General features: G+C 65.4%; 20 protein-coding genes and 2 tRNA genes. 12 read left to right on the plus strand and 10 right to left on the minus strand.

Features of this window, described 5'->3' with window-relative positions; genetic code table 11:
• From tagH to tagF, 5 genes are all read left to right on the plus strand, one after another.
• Positions 1-629 (plus strand): type VI secretion system-associated FHA domain protein TagH (gene tagH / locus AB4Y36_RS38395; protein ID WP_368685737.1); only part of this gene is annotated, 629 nt, incomplete at its 5' end.
• Positions 630-637: 8 nt separating this feature from the next.
• The gene (tssK, locus tag AB4Y36_RS38400) at positions 638-1,972 is read left to right on the plus strand and encodes a type VI secretion system baseplate subunit TssK (RefSeq protein ID WP_368685738.1); all 1,335 of its coding nucleotides are present in this window, start codon (positions 638-640) and stop codon (positions 1,970-1,972) included.
• Between the two features lie 25 nt (positions 1,973-1,997).
• On the plus strand, positions 1,998-3,350 hold the full coding sequence (tssL, locus tag AB4Y36_RS38405; protein ID WP_368685739.1) for a type VI secretion system protein TssL, long form: 1,353 nt from the start codon (positions 1,998-2,000) through the stop codon (positions 3,348-3,350).
• The gene (gene tssM / locus AB4Y36_RS38410; RefSeq protein WP_368685740.1) at positions 3,347-6,871 is read left to right on the plus strand and encodes a type VI secretion system membrane subunit TssM; all 3,525 of its coding nucleotides are present in this window, start codon (positions 3,347-3,349) and stop codon (positions 6,869-6,871) included. The genes tssL and tssM overlap by 4 nt, the downstream gene beginning before the upstream one ends.
• Entirely contained in the window at positions 6,868-7,428 is a 561-nt protein-coding gene (gene tagF / locus AB4Y36_RS38415; protein ID WP_368606379.1) for a type VI secretion system-associated protein TagF, read from the plus strand. Before tssM ends, tagF begins: the two co-directional genes overlap by 4 nt.
• On the opposite strand, the gene AB4Y36_RS38420 is transcribed toward tagF, so the two are convergent.
• The 6 genes from AB4Y36_RS38420 to AB4Y36_RS38445 form a co-directional block, all read right to left on the minus strand.
• The gene (locus AB4Y36_RS38420) at positions 7,425-8,762 is read right to left on the minus strand and encodes a serine/threonine-protein kinase (protein ID WP_368685741.1); all 1,338 of its coding nucleotides are present in this window, start codon (positions 8,760-8,762) and stop codon (positions 7,425-7,427) included. The genes tagF and AB4Y36_RS38420 overlap by 4 nt on opposite strands.
• A gap of 3 nt (positions 8,763-8,765) precedes the next feature.
• Positions 8,766-9,659 (minus strand): DUF3365 domain-containing protein, encoded by an 894-nt coding sequence (locus AB4Y36_RS38425; RefSeq protein WP_368685742.1) that lies wholly within the window; start codon positions 9,657-9,659, stop codon positions 8,766-8,768.
• Between the two features lie 19 nt (positions 9,660-9,678).
• Positions 9,679-10,518 (minus strand): hypothetical protein, encoded by an 840-nt coding sequence (locus tag AB4Y36_RS38430; RefSeq protein ID WP_368685743.1) that lies wholly within the window; start codon positions 10,516-10,518, stop codon positions 9,679-9,681.
• 72 nt (positions 10,519-10,590) lie between these two features.
• Positions 10,591-11,523, minus strand: coding sequence for an anti-sigma factor (locus AB4Y36_RS38435; protein WP_368685744.1), 933 nt, complete (start codon positions 11,521-11,523; stop codon positions 10,591-10,593).
• A complete protein-coding gene (locus AB4Y36_RS38440) occupies positions 11,520-12,065 on the minus strand; it encodes an RNA polymerase sigma factor (protein WP_069268879.1) in 546 nt (181 codons plus the stop codon). The genes AB4Y36_RS38435 and AB4Y36_RS38440 overlap by 4 nt, the downstream gene beginning before the upstream one ends.
• Before the next feature lie 193 nt (positions 12,066-12,258).
• Positions 12,259-13,332, minus strand: a complete 1,074-nt coding sequence (locus AB4Y36_RS38445; RefSeq protein WP_368606383.1) for a catalase family peroxidase — start codon at positions 13,330-13,332, stop codon at positions 12,259-12,261.
• Positions 13,333-13,404: 72 nt separating this feature from the next.
• Between AB4Y36_RS38445 and AB4Y36_RS38450 the strand changes: the two genes are divergently transcribed.
• A complete protein-coding gene (locus tag AB4Y36_RS38450) occupies positions 13,405-13,686 on the plus strand; it encodes an ATP-binding protein (RefSeq protein ID WP_368685745.1) in 282 nt (93 codons plus the stop codon).
• A 27-nt stretch (positions 13,687-13,713) separates the two neighbouring features.
• On the opposite strand, the gene AB4Y36_RS38455 is transcribed toward AB4Y36_RS38450, so the two are convergent.
• Positions 13,714-13,789 (minus strand) — tRNA-Gly (locus AB4Y36_RS38455).
• A 5-nt stretch (positions 13,790-13,794) separates the two neighbouring features.
• A tRNA-Asn gene (locus AB4Y36_RS38460) sits at positions 13,795-13,870 on the minus strand.
• Positions 13,871-14,055: 185 nt separating this feature from the next.
• On the opposite strand from AB4Y36_RS38460, the gene AB4Y36_RS38465 reads away from it, so the two are divergent.
• On the plus strand, positions 14,056-14,745 hold the full coding sequence (locus AB4Y36_RS38465; protein ID WP_368606385.1) for a pyridoxamine 5'-phosphate oxidase family protein: 690 nt from the start codon (positions 14,056-14,058) through the stop codon (positions 14,743-14,745).
• Positions 14,746-14,761: 16 nt separating this feature from the next.
• Here the strand turns inward: AB4Y36_RS38465 and AB4Y36_RS38470 are convergent, their stop codons facing one another.
• Both AB4Y36_RS38470 and AB4Y36_RS38475 read right to left on the minus strand, forming a co-directional pair.
• Entirely contained in the window at positions 14,762-15,973 is a 1,212-nt protein-coding gene (locus AB4Y36_RS38470; RefSeq protein ID WP_368685746.1) for a GNAT family N-acetyltransferase, read from the minus strand.
• 375 nt (positions 15,974-16,348) lie between these two features.
• Positions 16,349-16,768 (minus strand): hypothetical protein, encoded by a 420-nt coding sequence (locus AB4Y36_RS38475; protein ID WP_342947501.1) that lies wholly within the window; start codon positions 16,766-16,768, stop codon positions 16,349-16,351.
• Positions 16,769-17,275: 507 nt separating this feature from the next.
• Between AB4Y36_RS38475 and AB4Y36_RS38480 the strand changes: the two genes are divergently transcribed.
• The 5 genes from AB4Y36_RS38480 to AB4Y36_RS38500 all read left to right on the plus strand — a co-directional run bounded on the left by AB4Y36_RS38480 (position 17,276) and on the right by AB4Y36_RS38500 (position 21,539).
• Entirely contained in the window at positions 17,276-18,109 is an 834-nt protein-coding gene (locus AB4Y36_RS38480; protein WP_069268884.1) for an ABC transporter substrate-binding protein, read from the plus strand.
• Positions 18,110-18,125: 16 nt separating this feature from the next.
• A complete protein-coding gene (locus AB4Y36_RS38485) occupies positions 18,126-18,857 on the plus strand; it encodes an amino acid ABC transporter permease (protein ID WP_069268885.1) in 732 nt (243 codons plus the stop codon).
• Positions 18,854-19,537: an amino acid ABC transporter permease gene (locus tag AB4Y36_RS38490; RefSeq protein ID WP_368606388.1), complete on the plus strand. Its 684-nt coding sequence runs from the start codon at positions 18,854-18,856 to the stop codon at positions 19,535-19,537. Before AB4Y36_RS38485 ends, AB4Y36_RS38490 begins: the two co-directional genes overlap by 4 nt.
• 135 nt (positions 19,538-19,672) lie before the next feature.
• The gene (locus AB4Y36_RS38495; RefSeq protein WP_368685747.1) at positions 19,673-20,968 is read left to right on the plus strand and encodes an NAD(P)/FAD-dependent oxidoreductase; all 1,296 of its coding nucleotides are present in this window, start codon (positions 19,673-19,675) and stop codon (positions 20,966-20,968) included.
• Positions 20,969-20,981: 13 nt separating this feature from the next.
• Positions 20,982-21,539, plus strand: a complete 558-nt coding sequence (locus tag AB4Y36_RS38500; RefSeq protein WP_342947506.1) for an XRE family transcriptional regulator — start codon at positions 20,982-20,984, stop codon at positions 21,537-21,539.
• Positions 21,540-22,076 lie beyond the last annotated feature (537 nt).

The raw sequence follows: 22,076 nt of genomic DNA on the forward strand, positions 1-22,076 counted from the left end.
CGCCGGAGACCCGCCCCGCAGCCCCGCGTGCGGACGACTCGGCAGTGCTGGACGCATTGCTGGAGGGCCTCGGCATCGCGCCCGCCGATGTTGCCCACCTGAGCGCGCCGGAAGTCGCGCGCCTCGCCGGTGCGCTGTTGCGCGAAGCCACGCAGGGCACGATGAGCGTGCTGCGCTCGCGCGCGATGGCGCGCCGCGAGGCCCGCATGGCGATGACGATGATCGAGGCGCGCGACAACAACCCGCTCAAATTCTTTCCCGACGCAGACCGCGCCTTGACGCAAATGCTCGGCGCGCGCGGTCGCGGCTACCTCGCGCCGGACGAAGCCTTGCGCGCCGCGTACCGCGATATCCAGGCGCACGAACTCGCACTCGTCGCCGGCATGCGCGCCGCGTTCGACGACGCCATGGCGCGCCTCGACCCAGACGCGATCGAGGGCTCGCTCGACGCGCCCTCCGGCCTCGAGGCGCTCGTCGGCAATCGCCGGGCGCGCCTGTGGCTGCGCTTCGTGAAGACGTGGGAGCACGTGTCGCGCGACGCGGGCGACGATTTCCAGCAGCGCTTCGGCGAACCGTTCGGCCAGGCCTATCAGGCGCAGCTCGACGCGTTGCAATTTCCCAAGGATTGAGTCACAGCATGTACTGGAACAACAAAGTCATCTGGTCGGAGGGCATGTTCCTTCAGCCGCAGCATCTCCAGCAGCACGACCGGCACGTCGAGGCGCTGCTCGCGGGGCGCGTGAACGGCCTGCGCGCCTATGGCTGGGGCTTTACGACGCTGGAGATCGACGAGGCGCTGCTCAAGCTCGGCAAACTGGCGTTGCGCGCGGCGGCAGGCGTGCTGCCCGACGGCACGCCGTTCAACCTGCCCGCAGACGACGATCTGCCCGAGCCGCTCGATATCCCCGAAAACGCCGCGAACGTGACCGTCATGCTCGCGCTGCCGGTTCGACGCGCCGGCGCGCCCGAATCGGGCGGCGACGGGCACGCCGACGATCTCGCGCGTTACGGCGCGGGGGACTTCGAAGTGCACGACAGCAACGACGCCGACGCGCCCAGCACGTTGCTGCAGATCGGCAAGCTGCGCCTGCGCCTCGCGCTCGCGCCCGAGGTTGCCAACGCGCATGCATGCGCGGGCGTGGCGCACTTGATCGAGCGCCGCAGCGACGGCCGCGTCGTGCTCGACGACGACTATTGCGCGCCGTGCCTCGACTATCGCGTGGCGGGGCGCCTCGCGCGCTTCTCGACCGAGCTGGGCGGCCTGCTTCAGCAGCGCGGCGAAGCGCTCGCCGGACGTCTTGCCCAGCCCGACGGCGCGGGTATGGCCGAAATCGCCGATTTCCTGCTGCTGCAGATCATCAATCGCGCGCAGCCGCTCGTCACTCACTTCAATGCCATGGATGGTTTGCATCCCGAAGCGTTCTATGAGTCGTGCATCGCGCTGGCGGGCGAGCTTGCTACGTTCAGCCAGACTGGGCGGCGGCCACCGACGTTCGCAGCATACCGGCACGACCGGCTGAAGGAGACCTTCGAACCCGTGATCGATGCGCTGCGGCTGGCGCTGTCGCGCGTCGCCGATCCACAGGTCGTGGCGATTGCGCTCGAAGAACGCAAGTATGGATTGCGGGTGGCGCGGGTCGCGGACCGCACGCTCTTTGCCGGCGCGACCTTCGTGCTCGCGGTGCGGGCGCAGGTGCCGGCCGGCACGCTGATTTCCGCGTTCACAAGCCAGGTGAAGATCGGCAGCATGGAAAAGATCCGCGATCTCGTGAACCTGCAGCTGCCTGGCATCGCGTTGCGCGCGCTGGCGGTCGCGCCGCGCCAGTTGCCGTTCCACGCGGGCTACAGCTATTTCGAACTCGACGACCAGGACGAAGCGTGGGCAACGCTTGCCGCTTCGGCGGGCATGGCGCTGCACGTGGCGGGCGAGTTTCCCGGGCTCACGATGGAACTCTGGGCCATCCGTCATTGAAGTCATGCGTGGAGGACCTCTTTCCATGACCGATAGCACAAACGCACCGCTCGACGACGCGGACTATCTCGACGCGGCGCGCACGATCCGCATGCCGATGCCGGGGCGCAAGCGCGAACGCACAGGCGGCGCCGAAGCGCAGGCCACGCCGCAGCCCAAGCCGCAAGCCGCCGAGCCGGCACTCACGCCGCTCGATGCCTCGGCCGCCGGGCGCAACCCGCTGCTGCGGGCGGCCAATCCGCTGCTGGAACTCGCGCTCCCGCTGCGCCGCCTGCCGAGCCATCCGGATCTCGACGCGCTGCGCGCGCAACTGATCCAGATGGTGCGCCGCTTCGAGGCCGACGGCCGAGCGTTCGGCGTGCCCGACACGCAGCTCGGCCCGGCGCGCTATTGCCTGTGCACCTTCATCGACGAGGCCATTGCGGCGACGCCGTGGGGTGCAGGGGTCTGGGGCCGCAGGAGCCTGCTCGTGACGTTTCACAACGAGGCCTCCGGCGGCGAGCGGCTTTTCGTCATGTTGCAGCGGCTCGCGCAAACCCCCGCTGCCGACATCGACCTGCTCGAACTGATCTATGTGATGCTCGCGCTTGGCTTCGACGGGCGCTACCGGCTCATGGAAGGCGGCAAGCGGCAGCTCGACGAGATTCGCGAACGCCTTGAACAGATGATCCGCGCGCAACGCGGCCCGGTCGAGCGCGCGCTGTCGCCGCACTGGCAACCCGCGGAGCACGCGCGCGAACGCACGCTGGGTTTCGTGCCGCTGTGGGTCGCGCTGGCGCTGGCGGCCCTCGTGTTGATGGCGACGAGCCTCGTGCTCGGGCTGCGCATCAACGCGTTCTCCGACCCGGTGTTCGAGGCGATGCGCGGCATTCGCGTGGCGCCTGCGCCGGTACTCGCGGCAAAGATGCAGGCCGCGCCGAAATTCGCGTCGGCGCTCGATGGCTTTCTCGCGCCGGAGATCGCGCAAGGGTTGGTCACGGTGGGCGAATCGGGGGACCGCACAACCGTGACCATCAACAACAGCGCCGAAGGCACGCAAATCTTCGCATCCGGGAGTGCCGAACTCGACCCGCATTTTGTGCCGCTCGTGCAGCGCATCGGCGAGGCGCTGGCGGACAAGCCGGGCAATGTCGTCGTGATCGGGCACACGGACGATCAGCGCATCGTGTCGGCGCGCTTTCCCTCGAACGTCGCACTCTCGCAGGCGCGCGCGGAGACGGTGCGCGTGATTCTCGCCGCGCATCTCGCGGACCCTGCGCGCGTGAGCGCCGAAGGCCGCGGCGATACCGAGCCGGTCGCATCGAACGATACCGCGACGGGCCGCGCGCGCAACCGCCGCGTGACGATCGCCATTCTTGCCCCGGGAGCCGCGCCATGAAGTGGATCCAGGGGTTCAAAAGGCCCGCTGTCGTCACGTTTGCGGGCGTACTCGCGCTTTGTGCGCTGGTCCGGTTCGAAGGGCCGCTCGTGGCGTTCAACGGCACGGCGCCGTTCGAGAGCAGCGCCAGGCGCTGGAGCGTGATTGCGCTCATCCTCGCGTGCTGGGCGCTATATTGGGGCGTCCGGTTTGCAAAAACACGCATCGCCAGTTCGACGTTCGTGCAGAGCCTCGTTGCCGATGCGCTCGACCCCGCGAAACAGGCACCGGACCCGGCGCGCAAGGCCGCCGACGCCGACGTCGCGGCGCTGCGCACGCGCTTCGAAGCGGCGCTGAAGACACTGCGCGACTCGCGCACACCTGCCGGCGGCGCGCGCGGCATGCGGCGCATCTTCGCGTGGCTCGCTCCACGCCGCGAAACGCTCTACGACTTGCCGTGGTATCTCTTCGTCGGCGCGCCGGGCGCGGGCAAGACGACCGCACTCGCGCATTCGGGGCTGCGCTTCCCGCTCGCGGACCGGCTCGGCGCGCAGGCGGTGGGCGGCGTGGGCGGCACACGCAACTGCGACTGGTGGTTCACGGACCACGCCGTGCTGCTCGACACTGCCGGCCGCTTCACCACGCAGGACAGCCACGAGCAGGCCGATCGCGGCGCATGGCTCGGCTTTCTCGGGCTGCTGCGCAAGTACCGGCCGCGCCGTCCGCTCGACGGCGTGATGGCCGTGGTTTCGGCCGCCGATCTGCTGCAACAGTCCGACGCCGTGCGCGCCACCTATGCCGCCGCAATCCGCGAGCGCCTTTCCGAACTGAACCAGCAACTCGGTGTGCATCTGCCGGTGTATGTCGTCGTGACGAAAACCGACATGCTTGCAGGCTTCTCCGAGTATTTCGACGACTTCGGGCGCGACGAGCGCGAGCAGGTGTGGGGTATGACGTTTCCGCTCGCATCGGAGAACGAGGCGGGCGAAGGCAGTGCGCCGCTCGCGCGGTTCTCCGAAGAGTTCGGCTTGCTGCACGCGCAACTGCAAGGCCGCGTGCTGCAACGCATGCAGCAGGAAACCGACCCGCGGCGGCGCGCGCTGATCTATGCCTTCCCGCAGCAGTTCGCGGGCATCGAGCGCGCGTTGCGGCGGTTTCTCGAAGAGGCATTCGGCGAGTCTCGTTTCGCACGCGCGCCGTCGCTGCGCGGCGTGTACTTCACGAGCGGCACGCAGAGCGGACGTCCACTCGACCGCATGATGAGCGCGATGGCCGCATCGCTCGGCTTGAGCCGCGAGGTCGTGATGGCGGACGCCTCGAGCGGCCGCGCGTATTTCGTCAAGCGGCTGCTGCGCGACGTGATCTTCGCCGAACAGGGCATCGCGGGGAGCGACCCGCGCGCGGTGCGGAGGCGCACGCGCTTTCAGCAGGCCGCAATCGCAGGCATCGCCGTGTTGCTGGCGGCTGGACTGATCGTCCTGATCGCGAGCGATCGCGCAAATCGCCGCTTCGTCGATGAAAGCCGTCAGCAGATCGCGGCGCTCGCCGAGCTTGCGAAGAAAACCAGTGCGGGCGACAGTCCGCTTGCGGTCCTGCCGCTGCTCGACGCCGCGCGCGATTTGCCCGGCGGCGAAGCGGAGCGTGCTTCGCGTGACACGCCGTGGTGGGCGGGCCTGGGTCTCGATCAGCGCCAGAAGCTCGGCCTGGAAGCGCAGCGCCTGTATCAGCGCCTGCTGCGGCAGACCTTGCTGCCGATCGTCGTGCAACGCATGGAGGACGAGCTTCGCCGCGGCAACACGGAAGACCCGGCCACGCTCTATGAAGCCCTGCGTGCGTACCTGATGCTGGGCGACCCGACGCATTTCGACCCGGACGCGCTGCAGGTCTGGGCGCTGCGTACCTGGCGAACGGGTTCGATGAAAGATGCGAGCGACGCGCAGCGCGCGGACATCGAGCAGCATTTGCAGGCGCTGTTCCGGCGTGGCGAGTTCGATTCGAACTTGCCGCTCGATCAGAACCTCATCGCGCAGGCGCGCGCCGTGCTCAATCGCGTGCCGCTCGCGCAGCGCCTGAACGGCCGTATCGATCAGCAACTCGCGCAGCTGCGCCTGCCGGATTTCACCGTGGCGAAAGCGGCGGGGCCGAGCGGGCAGATCGTGTTCGTGAGACGGAGCGGCGCGCCGCTCACGCAAGGCATAGAGGGCGCCTATACGCGTGCGGGCTTCGACGCGTTCGTGCGCTTGCGCGAAGAGGCGCTCGCCAATCTGCCGAAGGACGACTGGGTGCTCGGCGCGGGCCAGACGCATACGGATGCGCAAAGCACCGACGCATTGCGCGCGGCGCTCACGCGGCTCTACAGCGAGGAGGCGATGCGCCAGTGGGACGCGCTGCTCGCCGATATCGCCGTCGTGCCGTTCAGCGCGCCGGATCAGGGCGCGCGCATCGCGAACCTGCTCGGCTCGGCGACTTCGCCGTTGCGCGCGCTGATTCAGGCCGTCGCGCGTGAAACGACCTTCACGCCGCCTGCCGCCGCGCCCGGCAAGCTCGACGCGCTCGAAAAGCGCATCGGCGCGGAAGCGGAGCAGCCTGCCGCGCCGACACCCGTCGATACGCATTTTCAGGCGCTGCACGATCTAGCCGGCGCGGCGCTGGACGAATACATCAACGCGCTCAAGGACGCCGCAGCGACCCTGCAGGCGGAAGACACGGCGCGCAGGCAGTCGCTGCCGCCGCCCGCCACGGGCCCGCTCGACCGCCTGAAGCTGCTCTCGCAGAACGCGCCCGCGCCGCTCGCGGCGGTGCTGCAAGGCGTAGCGGGCGACGCCGATACCGTGCAGATCCAGGGCCAGCGCGCGCAATTGCAAACGCTTTGGGCCACGACCGTCGCGCCCGCGTGCAAGCAGGCGCTCGACGGCCGTTACCCGCTCGTGAGGACTTCGACGCGCGACGCCGCGCCCGACGACTTCGCGCGCGTGCTGGCGCCCGGCGGCTTGATCGACGCGTTCTTCCAGAAGAATCTGCAGAATCGGGTGGATACGTCCGGCGCGGTGTGGAAGTGGCGGCCCGAAGCGAAAGCCCTCGGCATGTCCGACGACGTGCCGGTGGCGTTCCAGCGTGCGGCGACGTTGCGGGATGCTTTGTTTCGCGACGGCGGCCACGACGTGTCCGTGCATTTCTCGGCGAAGGTGGTTTCGCTCGATCCTTCGCTGAAGCGCTTCGTGCTCGATGTCGACGGCACCCAACTGAGCGCGACGAGCGATGCGCCCAACGCCACCGCCGCCTTCCAGTGGCCGAGCGGGAAGGGCACGGGGCAGGCGCATGTCGAACTCGATCCCGCGACGACGACGCCGCCTCGCGCGGACGGACCCTGGGCGCTGTTCCATCTGCTCGACACCGCGCGTATCGAGCAGGCTGGACAGGCCGATCATTTCAATGCGACGTTCGACGACGGCAAGGTCAAGCTCGCGCTCGTTGCCGGCAGCGTGGAGAATCCGTTGCGCGCGGGCGTGCTCACTGGCTTTCGTTGCCCGGCCTCGCTATGAACGCAGCATCTCGAATCGACGCCGGTTTTTACGGCAAGGTCCGCACGCATGGCGATTTCGTCGGACGCGGCCTTTCCGCGGCTTTCGTCGGCCGTTGGGACGCGTGGTTGCAACGCGGTCTGCTGGCCGCGCGCGAACGCCATGCCGGAGGCTGGCTCGAGCGCTATCTGGAGATGCCCGTGTGGCGCTTTTCGGCTCCGCCCTCCGTGATCGACGACTGCGCGTGCACCGGCGTGCTCATGCCAGGCATCGACGCCGTGGGGCGCTATTTTCCATTCGTGATCGCGCGGCAAATCGAAGGCGCAGCGCGTGCCGTCGATTCGCGCTGGCACGTCGAGGCATGTGCGCTTGCCCTCTCGACGCTGGCGCCTTCGTTTTCGCTAACGGCGTTCGAGTCGAAACTTGCTACGCTGCACGAGCAGCCAGTCGCACTGGCATCGTGCGAGGGCGCCAGCCTGTGGTGGACTCAGGAAGACAGTGCGATGCATCGGCACGAGGGTGCGCTCGATCCGAGCTTGTTCCTGGACCTGCTCGAAGCGTACGACATCGCACGCTAGTCGCTGTCCACATCCCATTCGCGACGCAGCGTTTCGCGGTGCGGCTCCGGCACCGCGTCGAGCAGTTGCGTGTGGAAAGTGCGCAGATCGGTGGCGCGATCGGCGGCGCGGCGCGCCACGATACGGGCGATGGGGCCCAGCAGCGTCGAGAGGCGCGAGGCGGCTTCGTTCACGCTTTCGGCGCTGACTGTCTGCGGGCCGATCGTGCGCGGTGCGCCCCCGCCTACCGGAATCAATAGCGAATCGAAGTCGCGTCGCGCATCGTCGTTGGGCAAGTGGGCGCTCAGGCGTTCGCGCAGCGTATCGATGTTCGTCGCCCCTACGCACGCTCGCCGTACCAGCAACGACGCCACGGGCCCGACATGGCTCGCCAGGCGCTTCTCCAGATGCGCGACGAGTTCGGGGTCGAGCTGGGTCTGCGTTGGCGGCGTGGGGAGTGGCGCGTCGATGGCCGCCTGCACAAGCACGGTTCGTTCGGCATCCTCATGGACATCGGCAGCGAGTGCCGCGAGCAGCGTATCGCGCCAATCGCGCGCGCTGGCGTGGCGCATCCGGGGGCGCTTTTCCATGCCCTTCATCACCAGGGCGTCTATATACGCAGGCAGGCCGGGCACGAGCGCCGAAGGGGGAGGCGGCATCTCGTCGAGAATCTTGCGCATCACAGCGCCCGCCGTTCCCGTGAACGGGCACACGCCGGTGAGCATTTCGTAGAGCACGACTGCCGCGCTAAAGAGATCGGAGCGTGCGTCGACAGCGTCGCCGGTGAACTGCTCCGGCGACATATAGCTCGGCGTGCCGAGCAGCGTGCCGGTTTGCGTGAGCTTGGACGTGTCGAGCTGCGCGATGCCGAAGTCCGCGACCTTGCATTCGCCGCGTGGCGAGATCAGCAGATTGGCGGGCTTGACGTCGCGGTGAACGATGCCTGCGCCGTGCGCGTAGTCGAGTGCGTCGAGCAACTGCGCGAACCAGCGCAGGGCGGCCAGCGGATTCATCTGCGTGCCCGCGCGCGCGTGCTGCGCGAGATGCGCAGCGAGGGTTTCGCCGCGCACATATTCCATCGTGATGAAGGCGGTGTCGCCCGTTTCGCCATAGTCGTACACCGCAACGATGTGCGGATGGGCGAGACGTCCCGCGGCGCGCGCTTCGTTCAGAAAGCGCGCGGTGAGTTCGTGATCCGCTTCGCCGTTCGCAGGCCGCTGAATAGTCTTGAGCGCCACCTTGCGCTCGATGCGCGGGTCGAACGCCAGATACACCACGCCCATTGCGCCGCGCCCGAGTACGCGCTCGATCACATAGCGGTCGAAGGTCGCGGGGATGTCGGCGGAGTGGGACATCGCTTACGTCTGCTCTTCGTCGAGAATGCGGAACGCTTCGATGAGGCTGGTCTGCATGCGTCCGAAGGACACCGCAAGCGAGGCGATTTCGTCCGATCCGCCCGTTGGCAGCGTGGTCGCGTCGAGCTTGCCGAGGCTCATTTCGTCGGCGGCGCGAGACAGCGCACGAATGGGACGCGTGATCAGCACGTGCATCATCACGTTCATGACGATCAGCACGACCGCAAACACGGCGGTGAGCGAAAGCATGAACGTGCGCCAGACGGCGCGCCCGCGCGCAATGGGCTGCGCCATCGGCACAGACACGAACTCCGCGCCGATCACCTCGTTCATGGTCCAGCCGAAGCCGTTCGAGGTGCCGTACTTCTCGATCATCGTCGCGGGCGCGGCGTTCGGCGTGCTATGGCACTGCATGCAGGCAGTGTCGGTAATGCTGCTGGGCCGCGCGAGGAAGAACGAACGGCCGCCTGGCGCGTCGCGCTGGCCGGTCAGTTCCTTGAGTTCCGGATGATCGTGCAGATGCCGGATGACGTCGGTCTCCCAGTCGGTCGGGCGGTCGCGCGGATTGGTCGGGTTGAGCATCGTGGCGTTGTACGAGAAGTTCGGGAAGTCCTTTCCCAGCAGTTTGAGCATCTCGATAGCCGAAAACGCGGGGATCGATTCGGGCACGAAGCTGTACTTGATTTGCGTGGCGAGCAACGGCGTGACGTGCGCCGCGGTGTAGCTCTGCATCGACGATGCGGCGCTCGCGAGGATATTGGCGTCGTGCGCGGTTTCTTCGAGCGCCTGCTTTTGCAGCAGACGGTCGGAGACCACGCCGATCACCACCAGCGCGATCGCGAAGATGATCAGGAATACCAGGTTGAATTTGACGCTGAGCGAGAGTCCGGGCTTCATGGCAGTGAAGGATCGAGCCTTAGGGATAGCGCACGTTGTGAACGCCCGGGCGCGCTGGCGGATAGAGCAAGGCGCGCCAGTCGGGCAGGGTATTCAGATGCGCTTGAACATCGTGGCGAAATGCACGATCGGTCAGACGCGAGCGAAAGCGTGCGGGAAAGCTCTTGCGCGCGGGCAGCTTGCTGTCCAGCCACGGCGCGATGTCGTCGTAAGTGGCGGCGTGCGAGGGCGGCGCAAGGAGGCGTGCGGGCCTGGCGACGGCGAGCGGCTGCAAGGCGTCGCGAAACGCGACTGGCATGCTCGTGACGAAAGTATCGGTGGGGCGCGCCGATATTTGCACACGGCCCGTGCTGTCGATGCTCGCGAAACGGCCGTTTGGTAGCGACGTGGGCGGCTTAGCCGCTAAGGTCTGCGTGCCGGTTTCGCTGAATACGCTGACCGTTTCCGTGTTATCGGGCGCTGCGATGATCGCCGCCGCGCTCGCTCCAATATCGAGCGATCCGGCTTCCGTGTCCACGCGCACCTGGGCACAAGGCGCGCTTGCGCACGCGGCAGCCGCGATCTTCAGCCAGCCGCTGAGCAAGGCGACATGTCCGTCGGCCATGAGCATCGCGCGAGTTCGCGGACCGAGCGCGACGAGCGTGCCGTGCTCGTCCTGCAGATGCGCAACGCCATCACGCGATTCGAGTAGGTCGCCGTCGCGCAAGGTGTCGCCCGCCGCTGCCGAAGTCACGCTCGCGCCGCGCACGACGCCGATGGGTGCATCGCTGCTCGCGAGCCGCCAGGCGGCGTGCGCGGGCGATGCAAGCGCCGCCGCGATGACGATGCCCGCTGCCCAGAGGTGCAAACGATGAATCATGCCGAGCCATTGATCGAGGGTTCCTCAACACAACAGCCCGGCGGCGAAATTATTCCGCGCCTGCCTTGGCGCTTATCCGTTATGCGGCGGTACGGCTTCCTGCGCCTCGCTGAATAGCGCGGCCGTATCGAGGTTGGAGATGCGCTTGCCGAGCGCGGCGAGATCGACATCGCCCGGCTGGCCTATGAGCGCGTAAGTCAGCTCGTTCTGCCGCCATGTGGTCACGCCCATCGAATCGACGGTGCGCGAGGCGACCGCTTCGTCCGGGCGCGCGTCCTTCATCACGCACAACGCGATGGGCGGCCCGCTGCGCGGCAGATAAACGATCTGCACGAGCGGCTTGTCGTGAAAGCGCAGGCGCTGCACCGACTTGAAGGTGAGCCCTGCGCTGCTCAGGTCGGGCACGCGCAGCGCGAGACGGTCGTCGCGGCGGATGTCGTCGACGACCCTGGCGGCGAGCGCCGGATCGTCCTGCCGGTAGGCGACGGTCTCCCGCGTATAGAGCTTCTGGTAGCCGACCGCCGCCTTCACCCACGGCGACAGGTCCGATGCGCTCGCGAGTTGCGAGGCGCCGGAGCCCTGGCCCGCAGGCCCGAACAGCGCATCGAAGCGCACGAACTGGCCGGCCAGGAACGCGCCCGCCACGCAGGCCGCCGCGAGCCAGACCGGCACGCGGCGCAGGCGCGATCTCACGGGCGCGGGGGGGTGTTGTTCCGCGGCTGGTATCGCCGCGTCGTTTGCGCTCGAAGACGGTTGCGCGGGTTGCCCGGTTTGTGCGGTTTGTGCGCGCACCCTATCCTCGATGGCAATGCGCAGCGATTCGGGCACGGGCGGCAGCGTTTGCTGAGCGAAGGCGCCGGCGAAATCGACCTGCGAGGTGCGCAGCAGCGTAACCTTCTTGCGCGCCTCGGCGGACTCGCGCAACTGCGCTTCGATCGCGGCGCGCTCGTCCGGCGACAGGCGGCCGTCCACATAGGCGAGTAACTGTGCGTCGTCGGCAATCATGCGAGTGAGTCCTTCTGCTGCGGGGCGGGCGGCGCCTTGGGCGCTGCACCGCTGAACATGGCGCCGACCGATTGCCGCGCTCGCGAGAGCCGGCTCATCACGGTGCCGATGGGTACCTTGAGCACGTCGGCGGCCTGCTGGTACGTCATGCCTTCGACCGCGACGAGCAGCATCACCACACGCTGGGCTTCGGGCAGGCGCTCGACTGCCTCGATGATCTGGCTGTGCATGAGTTGCGTTTCGGGGCCGTTATCGACGGGATCGGGGAGATTTTCGAGGAAATCGTCGTCCCATTCGAAGCTCGCGCGCTTGCGCACGCTGCGGGCTCGAAGTTCGTTGATCCATGTGGAATGCATGATGGAGTACATCCAGCTCAGGGGAGCCGTGTCGGGTCGAAGCTGATGAGCGCGTTCGAGCCCGCGCAGGCAGGCGCGTTGCACGAGGTCTTCGGCGTCGTGCTGGTCCCCGGACAGGCGCAGCGCAAACGCCCACAGCCGCGGAATCATGGCGGGTAGCATGCCCGGTAAGTCTGTACCGCTCATCGAAGGGTTTTCTCCACGATCCCCGTTCAATCCGGACTGGCGTGCGCTGCGGTCGTGTGCGACCGTCTGGTCAAGGGCGCGCGGCTCGGGCCATTTTGGTGAACTAGAAACGAAACACCTGGCCGTTGGACTTTATTCCATGCTTTCGTTTGGGTTGCGTTTGGGTTGCGTTTGGGTTGCGTTTGCGCCGCCTTCAGCGGGCTTTCACGCGGGCGTGCGCTTCTTCGCTCGTGCGGCGGTCGAACGACACCGCGTAAGCGGCCGCGCGCGCGGCGAGCAGCGGGTCGTCCGAGGGCGCAATGCCCACCGGCAGCACCGTTGGGTCGAAATTGATGTCGCGGCAGGGGCCGTCGATCTGCGACTGTGCATGCTCGATGACGATGGTACCCGCATCGACGCGGTGCTGCTCGCGTTCGGCGGGCCAAGTCCGGGTGGCATCGTCCACCGGGTCGCCCGCGCCCGCGGGCGTCAGCATGAGGTGCCAGCGCACGGGTGCCGACTTCAATTGCACTTTCAGGTCGTGCGCGAGAAAGTCGGGGTCTCTCGCATTCGAGTTCCGGGTGTCCAGCGCCGCGTAAGGCGTATCGGGCACGACACTCCAGCGCACGAATCGCATGTTGCCGCTTGCGTCAGTGAAGCGAAACGCATCGATGCTGTAATAGCTCGCGTTATAGAACGCGGAGGACGGCGCATGCGCGGCGAGCCAGTCGCGCAGTGCGTGAGTTTCGGGGTGGCTCGCAAAGAACGCGTCGAGTCTCGCGGGGTCGGGACGGCCTGTGAGCGTGTCGTGCTCCATTGCCTCTTGCAGTTCGTAAACCGCTTGCGGCGTGCGCACCGCGAATACGGGCGCGGAATTCATGCCGGTGCGCCATTGCTCGCCGTCGCGCATCGCGAAGCGCAGCGCAAAGCTGCGCACGGTCGTGTCCGCGTCGTCTTCAGCAGGATTGCCGCCGGGCGCGGAGAAGCGGCCAATCAACGGCGTGCGTCCGCGCTCGAATACGCTCGCGCGAGAAAGCGCCGTGCCGTTGCCGTTGCTGTCGAAATAGCCGCTCACGCAGATGCCTTTCGCATGATTGCGGCGAAATCCGGGATGCTTGCCGGCTGTGCGTTCGAAGACGTCGATGAGCCGGTCAGGCGTGAGCGCGGCCTGAGCGCCGGGCCAGTGTATCCAGCCCGCGGTCCATGCGAACGCCGCGGCAAATGCCGCTAGGGTGAACGCAATGAATGCGTACCGGACCAGAAGTTGCGAAAGCGAAAGACGGGACATAAATCAGCGCAGGGGCCTCATACAGCCGCTGATGCATCGAAAGGCCCTCTATGAATCTCGTGCGTTGCCGTCGTGCGGCGAGGCCGTTATGGTAATCCGCTTGCGGCTATTCAGTGTGCACTGAACGACGAAGGTATTCCTATGTATCGGGTGCCGCGAAGGTCGCGCACCCATCTGATCGACTCGCTCGCGACCACCAAAGACGCGGGCATGGGGATGGGACTGTCGATCCGCAAGTCGATTGTCGAGGCGCACGGCGGACAGATCGAAGCGACTTCGCTGGAGGGGAAAGGGGCGTCCTTCCGGTTTTCGCTGCCTCAAGGCAGGGGCACGCGCGCTTGGACGCGGTGCTGATCGCAGGCGGATGGCCTGACTGGACGCTGGAGCGGGAGACGAGTCTCGAACTCGCGACCTCAACCTTGGCAAGGTTGCGCTCTACCAACTGAGCTACTCCCGCATCTCTGGCTCCCCGACCTGGGCTCGAACCAGGGACCTACGGATTAACAGTCCGGCGCTCTACCGACTGAGCTATCGGGGAATCAAGGAGGCCGGATTGTACAGGAGATTTTTTGATCCTGCAGCTTTTTCCTGACAAATCTCGATGAGGTGTCTTGGGGAAGATTCGTGGCTCCACCGCACAAGGCAAGTCTGGATCTACCCATGGGGCCACGGCTTGTCTATCGTAGGCGGCATCTCAACCCGAACCATCGAGGAAGCCAAACGATGTCCCTTGCCGATGCCGTCAACGACCCTGCCGCCGACAGCGCAGCACCTTCGCAACGCACACGTGTGCGCCGGATCGCGCGGCGCGCGCACTATGATGCGGCGACGCTGCATGCGATTCTTGACGAAGCCTACGTCTGCCACGTCGCCTTCAGCGACGAGCACGGCGTGCATTGCATTCCCACCGCATGCTGGCGCGAAGGCGATCATCTCTATATTCACGGTTCGAACGGCAGCCGCATGCTGCGCCTGGCGGCCGAGGGCGCCGAGGTTTGCGTGACCGTCACGCATCTCGATGGACTCGTGCTCGCGCGCTCGGCGTTCAACCATTCGATGAACTATCGTTCCGCCGTGATTTACGGTGTGTTCGAGGTGGTGACGGAAGAGCACAAGGCTGCCGTGCTCGATGCCTTCATGGAGCACATCGCGCCGGGCCGCAGGCATGAAGTGCGAGCGGGCAATCGCAAGGAACTGGCAGCGACCACGGTCATGCGCATTGCGCTCGCGGAGTCCGTGACGAAGGTCCGCGCGGGCGGCCCGAAGGACGACGAGGATGACATGGATCGGCCTGTCTGGGCAGGTGTGCTGCCGTTGACGCTCGCACCGTTGCCGCCCGTAGCCGATACCGCAACGCCGGAGCGCGAGGCTCCGGCTTACGTCAAGGCCTGGTCGAACCGGCAGGACGGCTGACCACGGATTGCGGCGTTCAGCGCGCCGACGTGAGGGCGCGCAGCTTCGCGCGCAGCGGGTCGATGGCAAACTCGCGCGCTCTGCGCAATACGCGCCGAGCCTGCTCCGCGGCAAGAGGAAACTCAATGAGCCTGCCACGCCATGTGAGTACGACGAAATGCGATTCGTACCAGCTCTTATGGTTCGACCAACGCTCCTTGTAGCTCGAGAAGTATGGGCGGAAGTCGAAATCACGGCCGTTCGCGAGCGCCCATCGCGCCATGCTGTCGACCAGCAGGTTGCCGACGGAGCGGGCGGCATAGGCCTCGTCATAGGTCGTGATGAAATACTCCAGCCTGCGTGGCCCGGTCAGATTGACGGATGCCGCAATGGGAATGCCGTCCAGTTTGACGAACGAGACCAGTGGAGTCGTAACGAGATCGGTCCGCCCGGCGAGTTCGACGAAGAAGTCGCGCACGTCGTCGTTCATCAGATAAGGCGCGTCGAGGCCGCGAGATAGCACCCAGTTGCGCTTCGTCGCAAAGAGCCATGTGAGGACCGTTCGGGCGTCTTCGACGTCCTTGCACCAGCCATATTCCACCGCGCCGTCCTCCGAAAGCCGCCTTGCGAGACGTCTCAATGGGCGACGCAGCGAGTCGGGCCTCGTCGCGATGAAGGCGTCGAAGGTGGGGAACCGGGACAGCTCCATGGAGTACCCGGACAGCAGGCGCCAGCGTTCCGGAAGCGCGCGTAAGACCCACGACAGAGGCGCACGCGAGAGCGCCTCGTGAAGGGGGCCGTTGCATTCGACGAATCGTATCTCCAGCACGTCGGCGTCGACGCTGCGCAACGCATCGACGGCGGCGTCATAGAAGCGCCCGTCGCCTCGATCGGACACGAGCGGGCCGCCATATTCCTCGTTGCTTCCGCAGCCGAGTGCGCGCGCGATCCGGCATGCGCCTTCGCGCGCAATGCACAACGGCCAGAGCGCGACGAGCGCGGCGCCGTCGTAGACGAGCGCGACATTGACCGCCGCGCCGCGCGCAAACGCCTTGGCGGCTGCAAGTTCGCAATAGGCAAACTCGAGTGTCGCCGGACACGTCGTGCAGACGGCCTCCCAGGAAGAGCGCAGTTTCAGGAAGTCCGCGTGGGTGCTGCATACGCGGATCTCGTGGCGAAGACTACCCGTGTTCGCGCGGGCGGTGACGTCGGGAAGGAAAGCAGTCTCGGTCGGTGAGTTTCGCATCATGTTGTCCCGGTAGTCCGATTCAGTGGAGCGCCAATCTCACATTTTCCTTATCGCTATGGACTCCGAACGAGAGATACGTATGATCATCGGAGGCATATCCATATGATCCATCGAAATAACTCGCGCAGCGCGGGAAAGTATTCCGATTGCTTGAAATTGGCGGCGGACGACTAATGCGTGGTGCAATCGCGGTAAGAGGAATGTGGAAGTGCGGTAAAACGCACCGCACCATCGCATGAATTCGCCTGGCCTTCGGCATGAGTTGCCGCTCGATTAGTCGGTTGAATGATCAACCAGGTGGAGATCCGACCGACGACGAACGCGGGCGACTACCGAGCCCGCAAGATTTGATTGTGGGTAGTCGCTCGGTCCCGGTCAGGCGATGGCGGACCAGAGCATGCTGGCGATTGCGACGAGGTAGAAGACAGCCGTGATGATTGCCGCCACGCGTAGCGGCCGGCCGACTGCCGAACTGCCGGTGATAATGACGAGGCTTATCCCGATGCCGATCAGGGCGAGCACGAAGAGTCGCGGCAGCAGGCTCCAGCCATCCAGCCCAACCTTGAAGATCGACCAGCCCAGGGCGGCGACGAACATGCCGAAATACCACCACAGTCCCGCCGAGCGGTTCCATAGCATGAGGATGCCAGCGCCGATCAGTGCAACGCCGGCGACGAAGTAATAAGGCGCGTGGCCCATCCAGGGTATCCACCCGCCCAGCACTGCGAAAGCCGCGCCGACGAGGATGATCCATTCTGCGGTCTCGGCAGGAGACGTCCAGCGGCGGTAAGACATAAAAGTCCCCCAAATGCAGACAAACCGGGCTTTGCAGCGAGCCTTGCTGAGGACCGAAACTGACTCATCGACCCGCCGATGAAAAAGCTCAATGCAAAGTCCCACGTTGATGCTAAGCAGCCGATGTACCCAGGTCAAGGGTGATAACCCCATTAAGTTGTAAGAACCTGGGAACCTATTCGCATTCAATTTTCGCGCGCGAAATAAATGCATGTCGGCGGCATTGGCGATAGTCGACATTACCGCATCGAATGGATTTTCCCGGCAAGAGTTGCAGTGCGAGGCCGCATGCAAGGAAGCATGCGTCAACATTACTTGCGGCAGGTGGTGCGGGTATGGCCATCGGATCGCTGTATCTCGGCGCTTATAGCGAGGCATAAGCGACAGTTGCAGCGTGCCGTTGGCCATATCGCCAGCAGCGCTTTCGATCTGAAAAAAACTTGGTTCGTTCGCACCCGTCATGCGGATAGGCTGCGTACCTCAACGAGAAAAGAAGGAAAACCGATAATGAAAAGCAGCATCTGGGGCGCGGTGCCAGGCGCACTGTTGACGGCACTTCTGGTCGTGGCATCGACTTCCGCGCATGCGGATCGTCTGGACGACATCAAGCGGGCGGGCGTGTTGCGCGTCGCTGCATTCGACAGCAATCCGCCGTTCGGTTTCGTCGATCCGAAAGACAATCAGATCGTTGGGCTCGACGTGGACTATGCGCGCGCCGTCGCAAAAAACCTGGGTGTGAAGCTCGAAGTTCAGCCCACCAATCCCGCCAATCGCATTGCGTTTCTGAAGTCGGGAAAGGTCGATCTGGTATTCGCCAACTTTACGATTACCGACGATCGCAGGAAGGAAGTCGATTTCAGCACGCCATACTTCGCTTCGGGCACCCAGTTCATTGCGAAGAAGGGCGTGCTGAAGTCTTCGGAACAGCTCAACAGTCTGCGTATCGGCGCGGATAAAGGCACGACCAACGAACAGCAGGTGCGGGCGAAATTCCCGGGTGCAACCATCGTCGCGTACGATGACACACCTTTCGCTTTTGCCGCACTGCGTACGGGCAACGTGCAAGCCATCACGCAGGACGGCCCGAAGCTCGTCGCGCTGCTGGCACGCGCGCCGGACAAGGCGGGCTATGAGATTTCCCCGTTCACGATCTCGAACGACTACGAAGGCGTTGGCGTACCCAAAGGCGAGACGCGTCTGCTCGATGCGGTGAACAGCACGCTGACTCACCTGGAGAGCGACGGCGAGGCCGCGCAGATTTACGACAAGTGGTTCGGCCCGAAGAGTGCGGCGCCGCTGCCCCGTCTCTTCAAGATCGGCGACCCGCAAAAGAACAGCTGAGCGCGGCGCCTGATTCATGCATAACTGGCTTGACCCGAAGTATCTCGCGTGGCTCGAACAAGGTTTCTTCGTCACGCTGATGCTCTCTGCCTGCACGGCGTCGTGCGCGACGCCGCTGGGCTTTCTGCTCGCGGTTGCGCGCACGGCCCGCACTCGCGCGATTGCGCGCGCGGCGGCGCTCTACGTGTTCGTCTTCCGCAATTCTCCTCTGCTCGTTCAATTGCTGTTCTGGTATTTCGGTGTCGCGGCCGTGCTGCCGTCCGGCTGGATGAGCTGGCTTAACACGCCGCACCTGGCGACGTTTGGGCCGCTTACGCTGCGCTGGCCGAGTTTCGAACTGTTCGCCGGCTGGGTTGGATTGACCTGCTACACCACGGCGTTCATCGGCGAAGAGTTTCTGGCCGGCATGCGCGGCGTGAACCGCGCACAGTGGCAGGCGGCTGCGGCGCTTGGCATGCGCCGCTACGCGATCCTGCGCTACGTGATCCTGCCACAGGCGTTGCGCATTGCCACGCCGCCGCTCGCTGGCCAATACATGAACGTGATCAAAAATTCGTCGCTGACGATGGCGATAGGGGTGGGCGAGCTGTCATACATGTCGCGGCAGGTCGATACCGAAAGCTTCAGGACCTTTCAGGCATTCGGCACAGCGACCGTATTCTATGTGCTCGCCATCGCAGTTATCGAAGTCGCGCTGGTGCTCTGGCAGCGTGCCGGCCTGCACGGTTTGCAGCGAGGCCGTGCGTGAACGAGTTCGCGTGGTTACCGGCTTTGCGCTATTTGATGATCGGCGCGTTTCCGGCGGGACCGCTGGGAGGCGTTGCGCTGACGATCGCGCTCTCGGTGGTGTCGGCTCTGCTCGCAGCGCTGACCGGATTCGCGCTCGGCGTTGCGCTCGCCATGACGCGCGGCGTCGTCCGTCTCGTGCTGACCGCCGTGGTCGCATTCTTTCGCGCGATACCCGTGTTGATGCTGATCTTCTGGACCTTCTTCCTGATGCCGATCCTGCTGCACGTCGACGTTCCTGGTCTTGCGACGGTCGTGTGCGCGCTCGCGCTGATCGGCGGCGCGTATCTGTCGCATTCGGTTTATGCGGGCATCACGTCGATCGGCGCGGGGCAGCGGCAGGCAGCGCTTTCGCTTGGCTTGACGCGCTGGCAGGCATTGCGCGAAGTCATCCTGCCGCAAGCCGTGCGGGTGATGATGCCGTCGTTCGTCAATCAGTGGGTGTCGCTGATCAAGGATACGTCGCTCGCCTATATCGTCGGCGTGCCCGAATTCACCTTCCTCGCCAATCAGCTCAATAACCGTCTACTGGTGTACCCGGCGCAAATCTTCCTGTTCGTCGGGTTCGTGTATCTGCTGCTGTGCGGTGCGTTGCAATGGGGCGCCAATGCGTTCCTCGCGCGCCGTGAGCCGGGCTTTTAACGATGGGCATAAATGTTGATTTCGGGTAAGCCGGTTCCGGGGAGCGTCGCCACCGGGAATACGCCGATTTGCGTGCGTGAAATTGTCGTGTTAGTTTTTCATGAAATTTAACATGAAAAATTTCACGGACGTGCCATGTTCGCCGAATCGACCCGTCATATTGAAAGCTATTACGCACGTCGCTTTGCCGAGAGCGGCGCGCTGCCCGAGCGCCCCGCACTGGCGGGCGATTACCACGCCGACGTGCTGGTCGTAGGGGCAGGCTTCAGCGGCTTGCACACGGCGTTGCGGCTTGCGCTGGCCGGGCGCCGCGTCGCGGTCGTCGAGGCGAGCCGCGTGGCTTGGGCCGCCTCTGGCCGCAATGGCGGGCAAGCGCTGCTCGGCTGGTCGTGCGATATGCCGCCGTTCGTGCAGGCGCTGGGTCTGGCGGGGGCGCGGGAGCTGTGGGACAGCATGCGCTGGGCCGCCGCCGAAGTGCGCGAATTGCCCGGGCGGCACGGCTTCGACATCGACTACCGGCCAGGCAGCCTGTGGGCGGCGGTGCGGCGCTCGCGTGTCGCCATGCTCGAAGCCGCGCGCGACGAGGCCGCGCACAAGTGGGGCTACGAACGCCTGCGACTCATTGGCGAGCCGGAGATGTCGGAGTGGATCGGCAGTCGCCGTTATCGCGCGGCGCTCTACGATCCCGAGGCGGGGCATCTCGATCCGCTCAAGCTGGCGCTCGGCCTCGCCGACGCCATAGAGCGCGCGGGCGGCGCCATCTTCGAGCAAAGCCGGGTGCTCGCGTATCGCGAAACGCCGGGCGGCTACGTGGCGAGCACGCGGGAAGGCACGGTGCGCGCCGGCACGCTGGTGCTCGCCTGCAACGCCTACATCGACCGGCTCGATAGCGATCTGGCAAGCCGCGTGCTGCCTGTGGGCACCTGGCAGATCGCCACGCGCAGGCTCGACCCTGCGCTTGCCCGCTCGCTTTTGCCGCGCAACAGTTGCGTGATCGACAATCAGTTCGTGCCTGACTACTTTCGCCTGAGCCCGGACGATCGCCTGCTCTTTGGCGGCGCATGCACGTATCTTGGCGGCATCCCGAAGGACATCGGCGCCGCGATCCGCCCGAGTCTCGAGCGCGCGTTTCCGCAGCTGCGCGGCATCGAATTCGAGTACGCGTGGGGCGGCCATATCGACATCAGCATCCGCCGCACGCCCGACGTCGGTCGCGAACGCGATCGCTACTGGCTGCAGGGCTTTTCCGGGCACGGCATTCTGCCTACGCTCGCGGCGGCGCGCGCCGTTGCCGACGCCATCCTCGGCGAACCGCACTTGCTCTCGCTCTATGAGCGCATTCATAATCCGCGCTTTCCGGGCGGCGAGCGCTTCGCCGCGCCGCTCGAGGCGCTCGGCAAGCTGTGGTATCGCCTGCGCGACGTCGTGTGACAGAGAGAACCGCATGGACCAGCAGGACGAAATCGAAGGCCTCGCGATCCTCATTCGCGATCTGCGCAAGCACAAGAAGGTGACGCTCGCCGAACTCGCACAAAAGATCGGCCGCTCGGTGGGCTTTCTTTCGCAGGTCGAGCGGGGGCTTTCGCGGCCCACGGTGGCGGATCTCACGTCCATCGGCGAGGCGCTGCAGACGCCCACCACGTACTTCTATAGCGTGAGCATGCCGCGCGAGCTGCCGTGGGTCACGCGGCCAGGCGAGCGGCGCACGCTCTACTATGGCGGCGGCATCACGGACGTGCTCGTTTCGCCCAGCATGTCGTCGGGTTTTTCGATGCTGGAGAGCCGGCTCGATCCCGGCGCGACGAGTGGCGAGCGCCCCGTGGACGACAGCGACGAGCAGGGCGGCTTCGTGCTCGAAGGTGAGCTGACGATCTGGCTGGAGGACAGCGAAGAACCCGTGACGCTGCGGGCCAACGACAGCTTCCAGTTGCCGGCGCGTTGCCGCTTTCGCTACGCCAATCTCGCCGATGTGCCCGCGCGCGTGCTTTGGGTTTTCACCTGAGCCCGGCTGTCGCGATCGAAGGCGGCGAGTCTACAGGTAATCAGCATCACTGATCAATACAGCCATGGATAGCGAGATTTCCTTTGGTGCAGACGCCACCAAAGTCGAAAGGCGTTCACGCTGCCTTACGTTGCGCAACTGAAAGACAGGATGCGATTCGGGCCGCCGCGATCCGCATTCTGGAGGACGGCTGATGCATTCGCCCCGGTCGACCCAGTCCGCCTGGCTCGCCAGACGCCGCCCGAGCGATGCTTCCGGAGGGTGACAGCAGGCTGGCGGCGCATTTTTTTTCTGGCTCGGTCACAACCGGAAATATTCCCGGTTTTCGCTATGCGTCAGCGGCCATCTGCACGAACCATTCCTGTATAAACCCGTTTTAAACCGCCGCAATGTCGTTTTTGCGCATTTTTGCCAATTTTTAACGTGTTTTTGTCTACACACTGACTCCGTGTTGTGCTATTGATTCGGCTTTCGCCGTCATGCGCGTGGGAGGCAAAACACGTGCCGGGCGGGCGATCGGCGCGTTTCCATATGCAA

Source organism: Paraburkholderia sp. BR10936 (assembly GCF_040965735.1).
Taxonomy (GTDB): Bacteria; Pseudomonadota; Gammaproteobacteria; order Burkholderiales; family Burkholderiaceae; genus Paraburkholderia; species Paraburkholderia nodosa_A.

Excerpts from the sequence above, each read along its gene's own strand:
- AB4Y36_RS38465 (WP_368606385.1), top strand. The coding sequence starts at position 14,056 with ATGTCCCTTGCCGATGCCGTCAACGACCCTGCCGCCGACAGCGCAGCA.
- AB4Y36_RS38435 (WP_368685744.1), bottom strand. The coding sequence starts at position 11,523 with ATGATTGCCGACGACGCACAGTTACTCGCCTATGTGGACGGCCGCCTG.
- AB4Y36_RS38440 (WP_069268879.1), bottom strand. The coding sequence starts at position 12,065 with ATGAGCGGTACAGACTTACCGGGCATGCTACCCGCCATGATTCCGCGG.
- AB4Y36_RS38425 (WP_368685742.1), bottom strand. The coding sequence starts at position 9,659 with ATGAAGCCCGGACTCTCGCTCAGCGTCAAATTCAACCTGGTATTCCTG.
- tagF (WP_368606379.1), top strand. The coding sequence starts at position 6,868 with ATGAACGCAGCATCTCGAATCGACGCCGGTTTTTACGGCAAGGTCCGC.
- AB4Y36_RS38445 (WP_368606383.1), bottom strand. The coding sequence starts at position 13,332 with ATGTCCCGTCTTTCGCTTTCGCAACTTCTGGTCCGGTACGCATTCATT.
- AB4Y36_RS38485 (WP_069268885.1), top strand. The coding sequence starts at position 18,126 with ATGCATAACTGGCTTGACCCGAAGTATCTCGCGTGGCTCGAACAAGGT.
- AB4Y36_RS38475 (WP_342947501.1), bottom strand. The coding sequence starts at position 16,768 with ATGTCTTACCGCCGCTGGACGTCTCCTGCCGAGACCGCAGAATGGATC.
- tssL (WP_368685739.1), top strand. The coding sequence starts at position 1,998 with ATGACCGATAGCACAAACGCACCGCTCGACGACGCGGACTATCTCGAC.
- AB4Y36_RS38495 (WP_368685747.1), top strand. The coding sequence starts at position 19,673 with ATGTTCGCCGAATCGACCCGTCATATTGAAAGCTATTACGCACGTCGC.
- AB4Y36_RS38480 (WP_069268884.1), top strand. The coding sequence starts at position 17,276 with ATGAAAAGCAGCATCTGGGGCGCGGTGCCAGGCGCACTGTTGACGGCA.
- AB4Y36_RS38470 (WP_368685746.1), bottom strand. The coding sequence starts at position 15,973 with ATGATGCGAAACTCACCGACCGAGACTGCTTTCCTTCCCGACGTCACC.
- AB4Y36_RS38500 (WP_342947506.1), top strand. The coding sequence starts at position 20,982 with ATGGACCAGCAGGACGAAATCGAAGGCCTCGCGATCCTCATTCGCGAT.
- AB4Y36_RS38420 (WP_368685741.1), bottom strand. The coding sequence starts at position 8,762 with ATGTCCCACTCCGCCGACATCCCCGCGACCTTCGACCGCTATGTGATC.
- tssK (WP_368685738.1), top strand. The coding sequence starts at position 638 with ATGTACTGGAACAACAAAGTCATCTGGTCGGAGGGCATGTTCCTTCAG.
- AB4Y36_RS38430 (WP_368685743.1), bottom strand. The coding sequence starts at position 10,518 with ATGATTCATCGTTTGCACCTCTGGGCAGCGGGCATCGTCATCGCGGCG.
- tssM (WP_368685740.1), top strand. The coding sequence starts at position 3,347 with ATGAAGTGGATCCAGGGGTTCAAAAGGCCCGCTGTCGTCACGTTTGCG.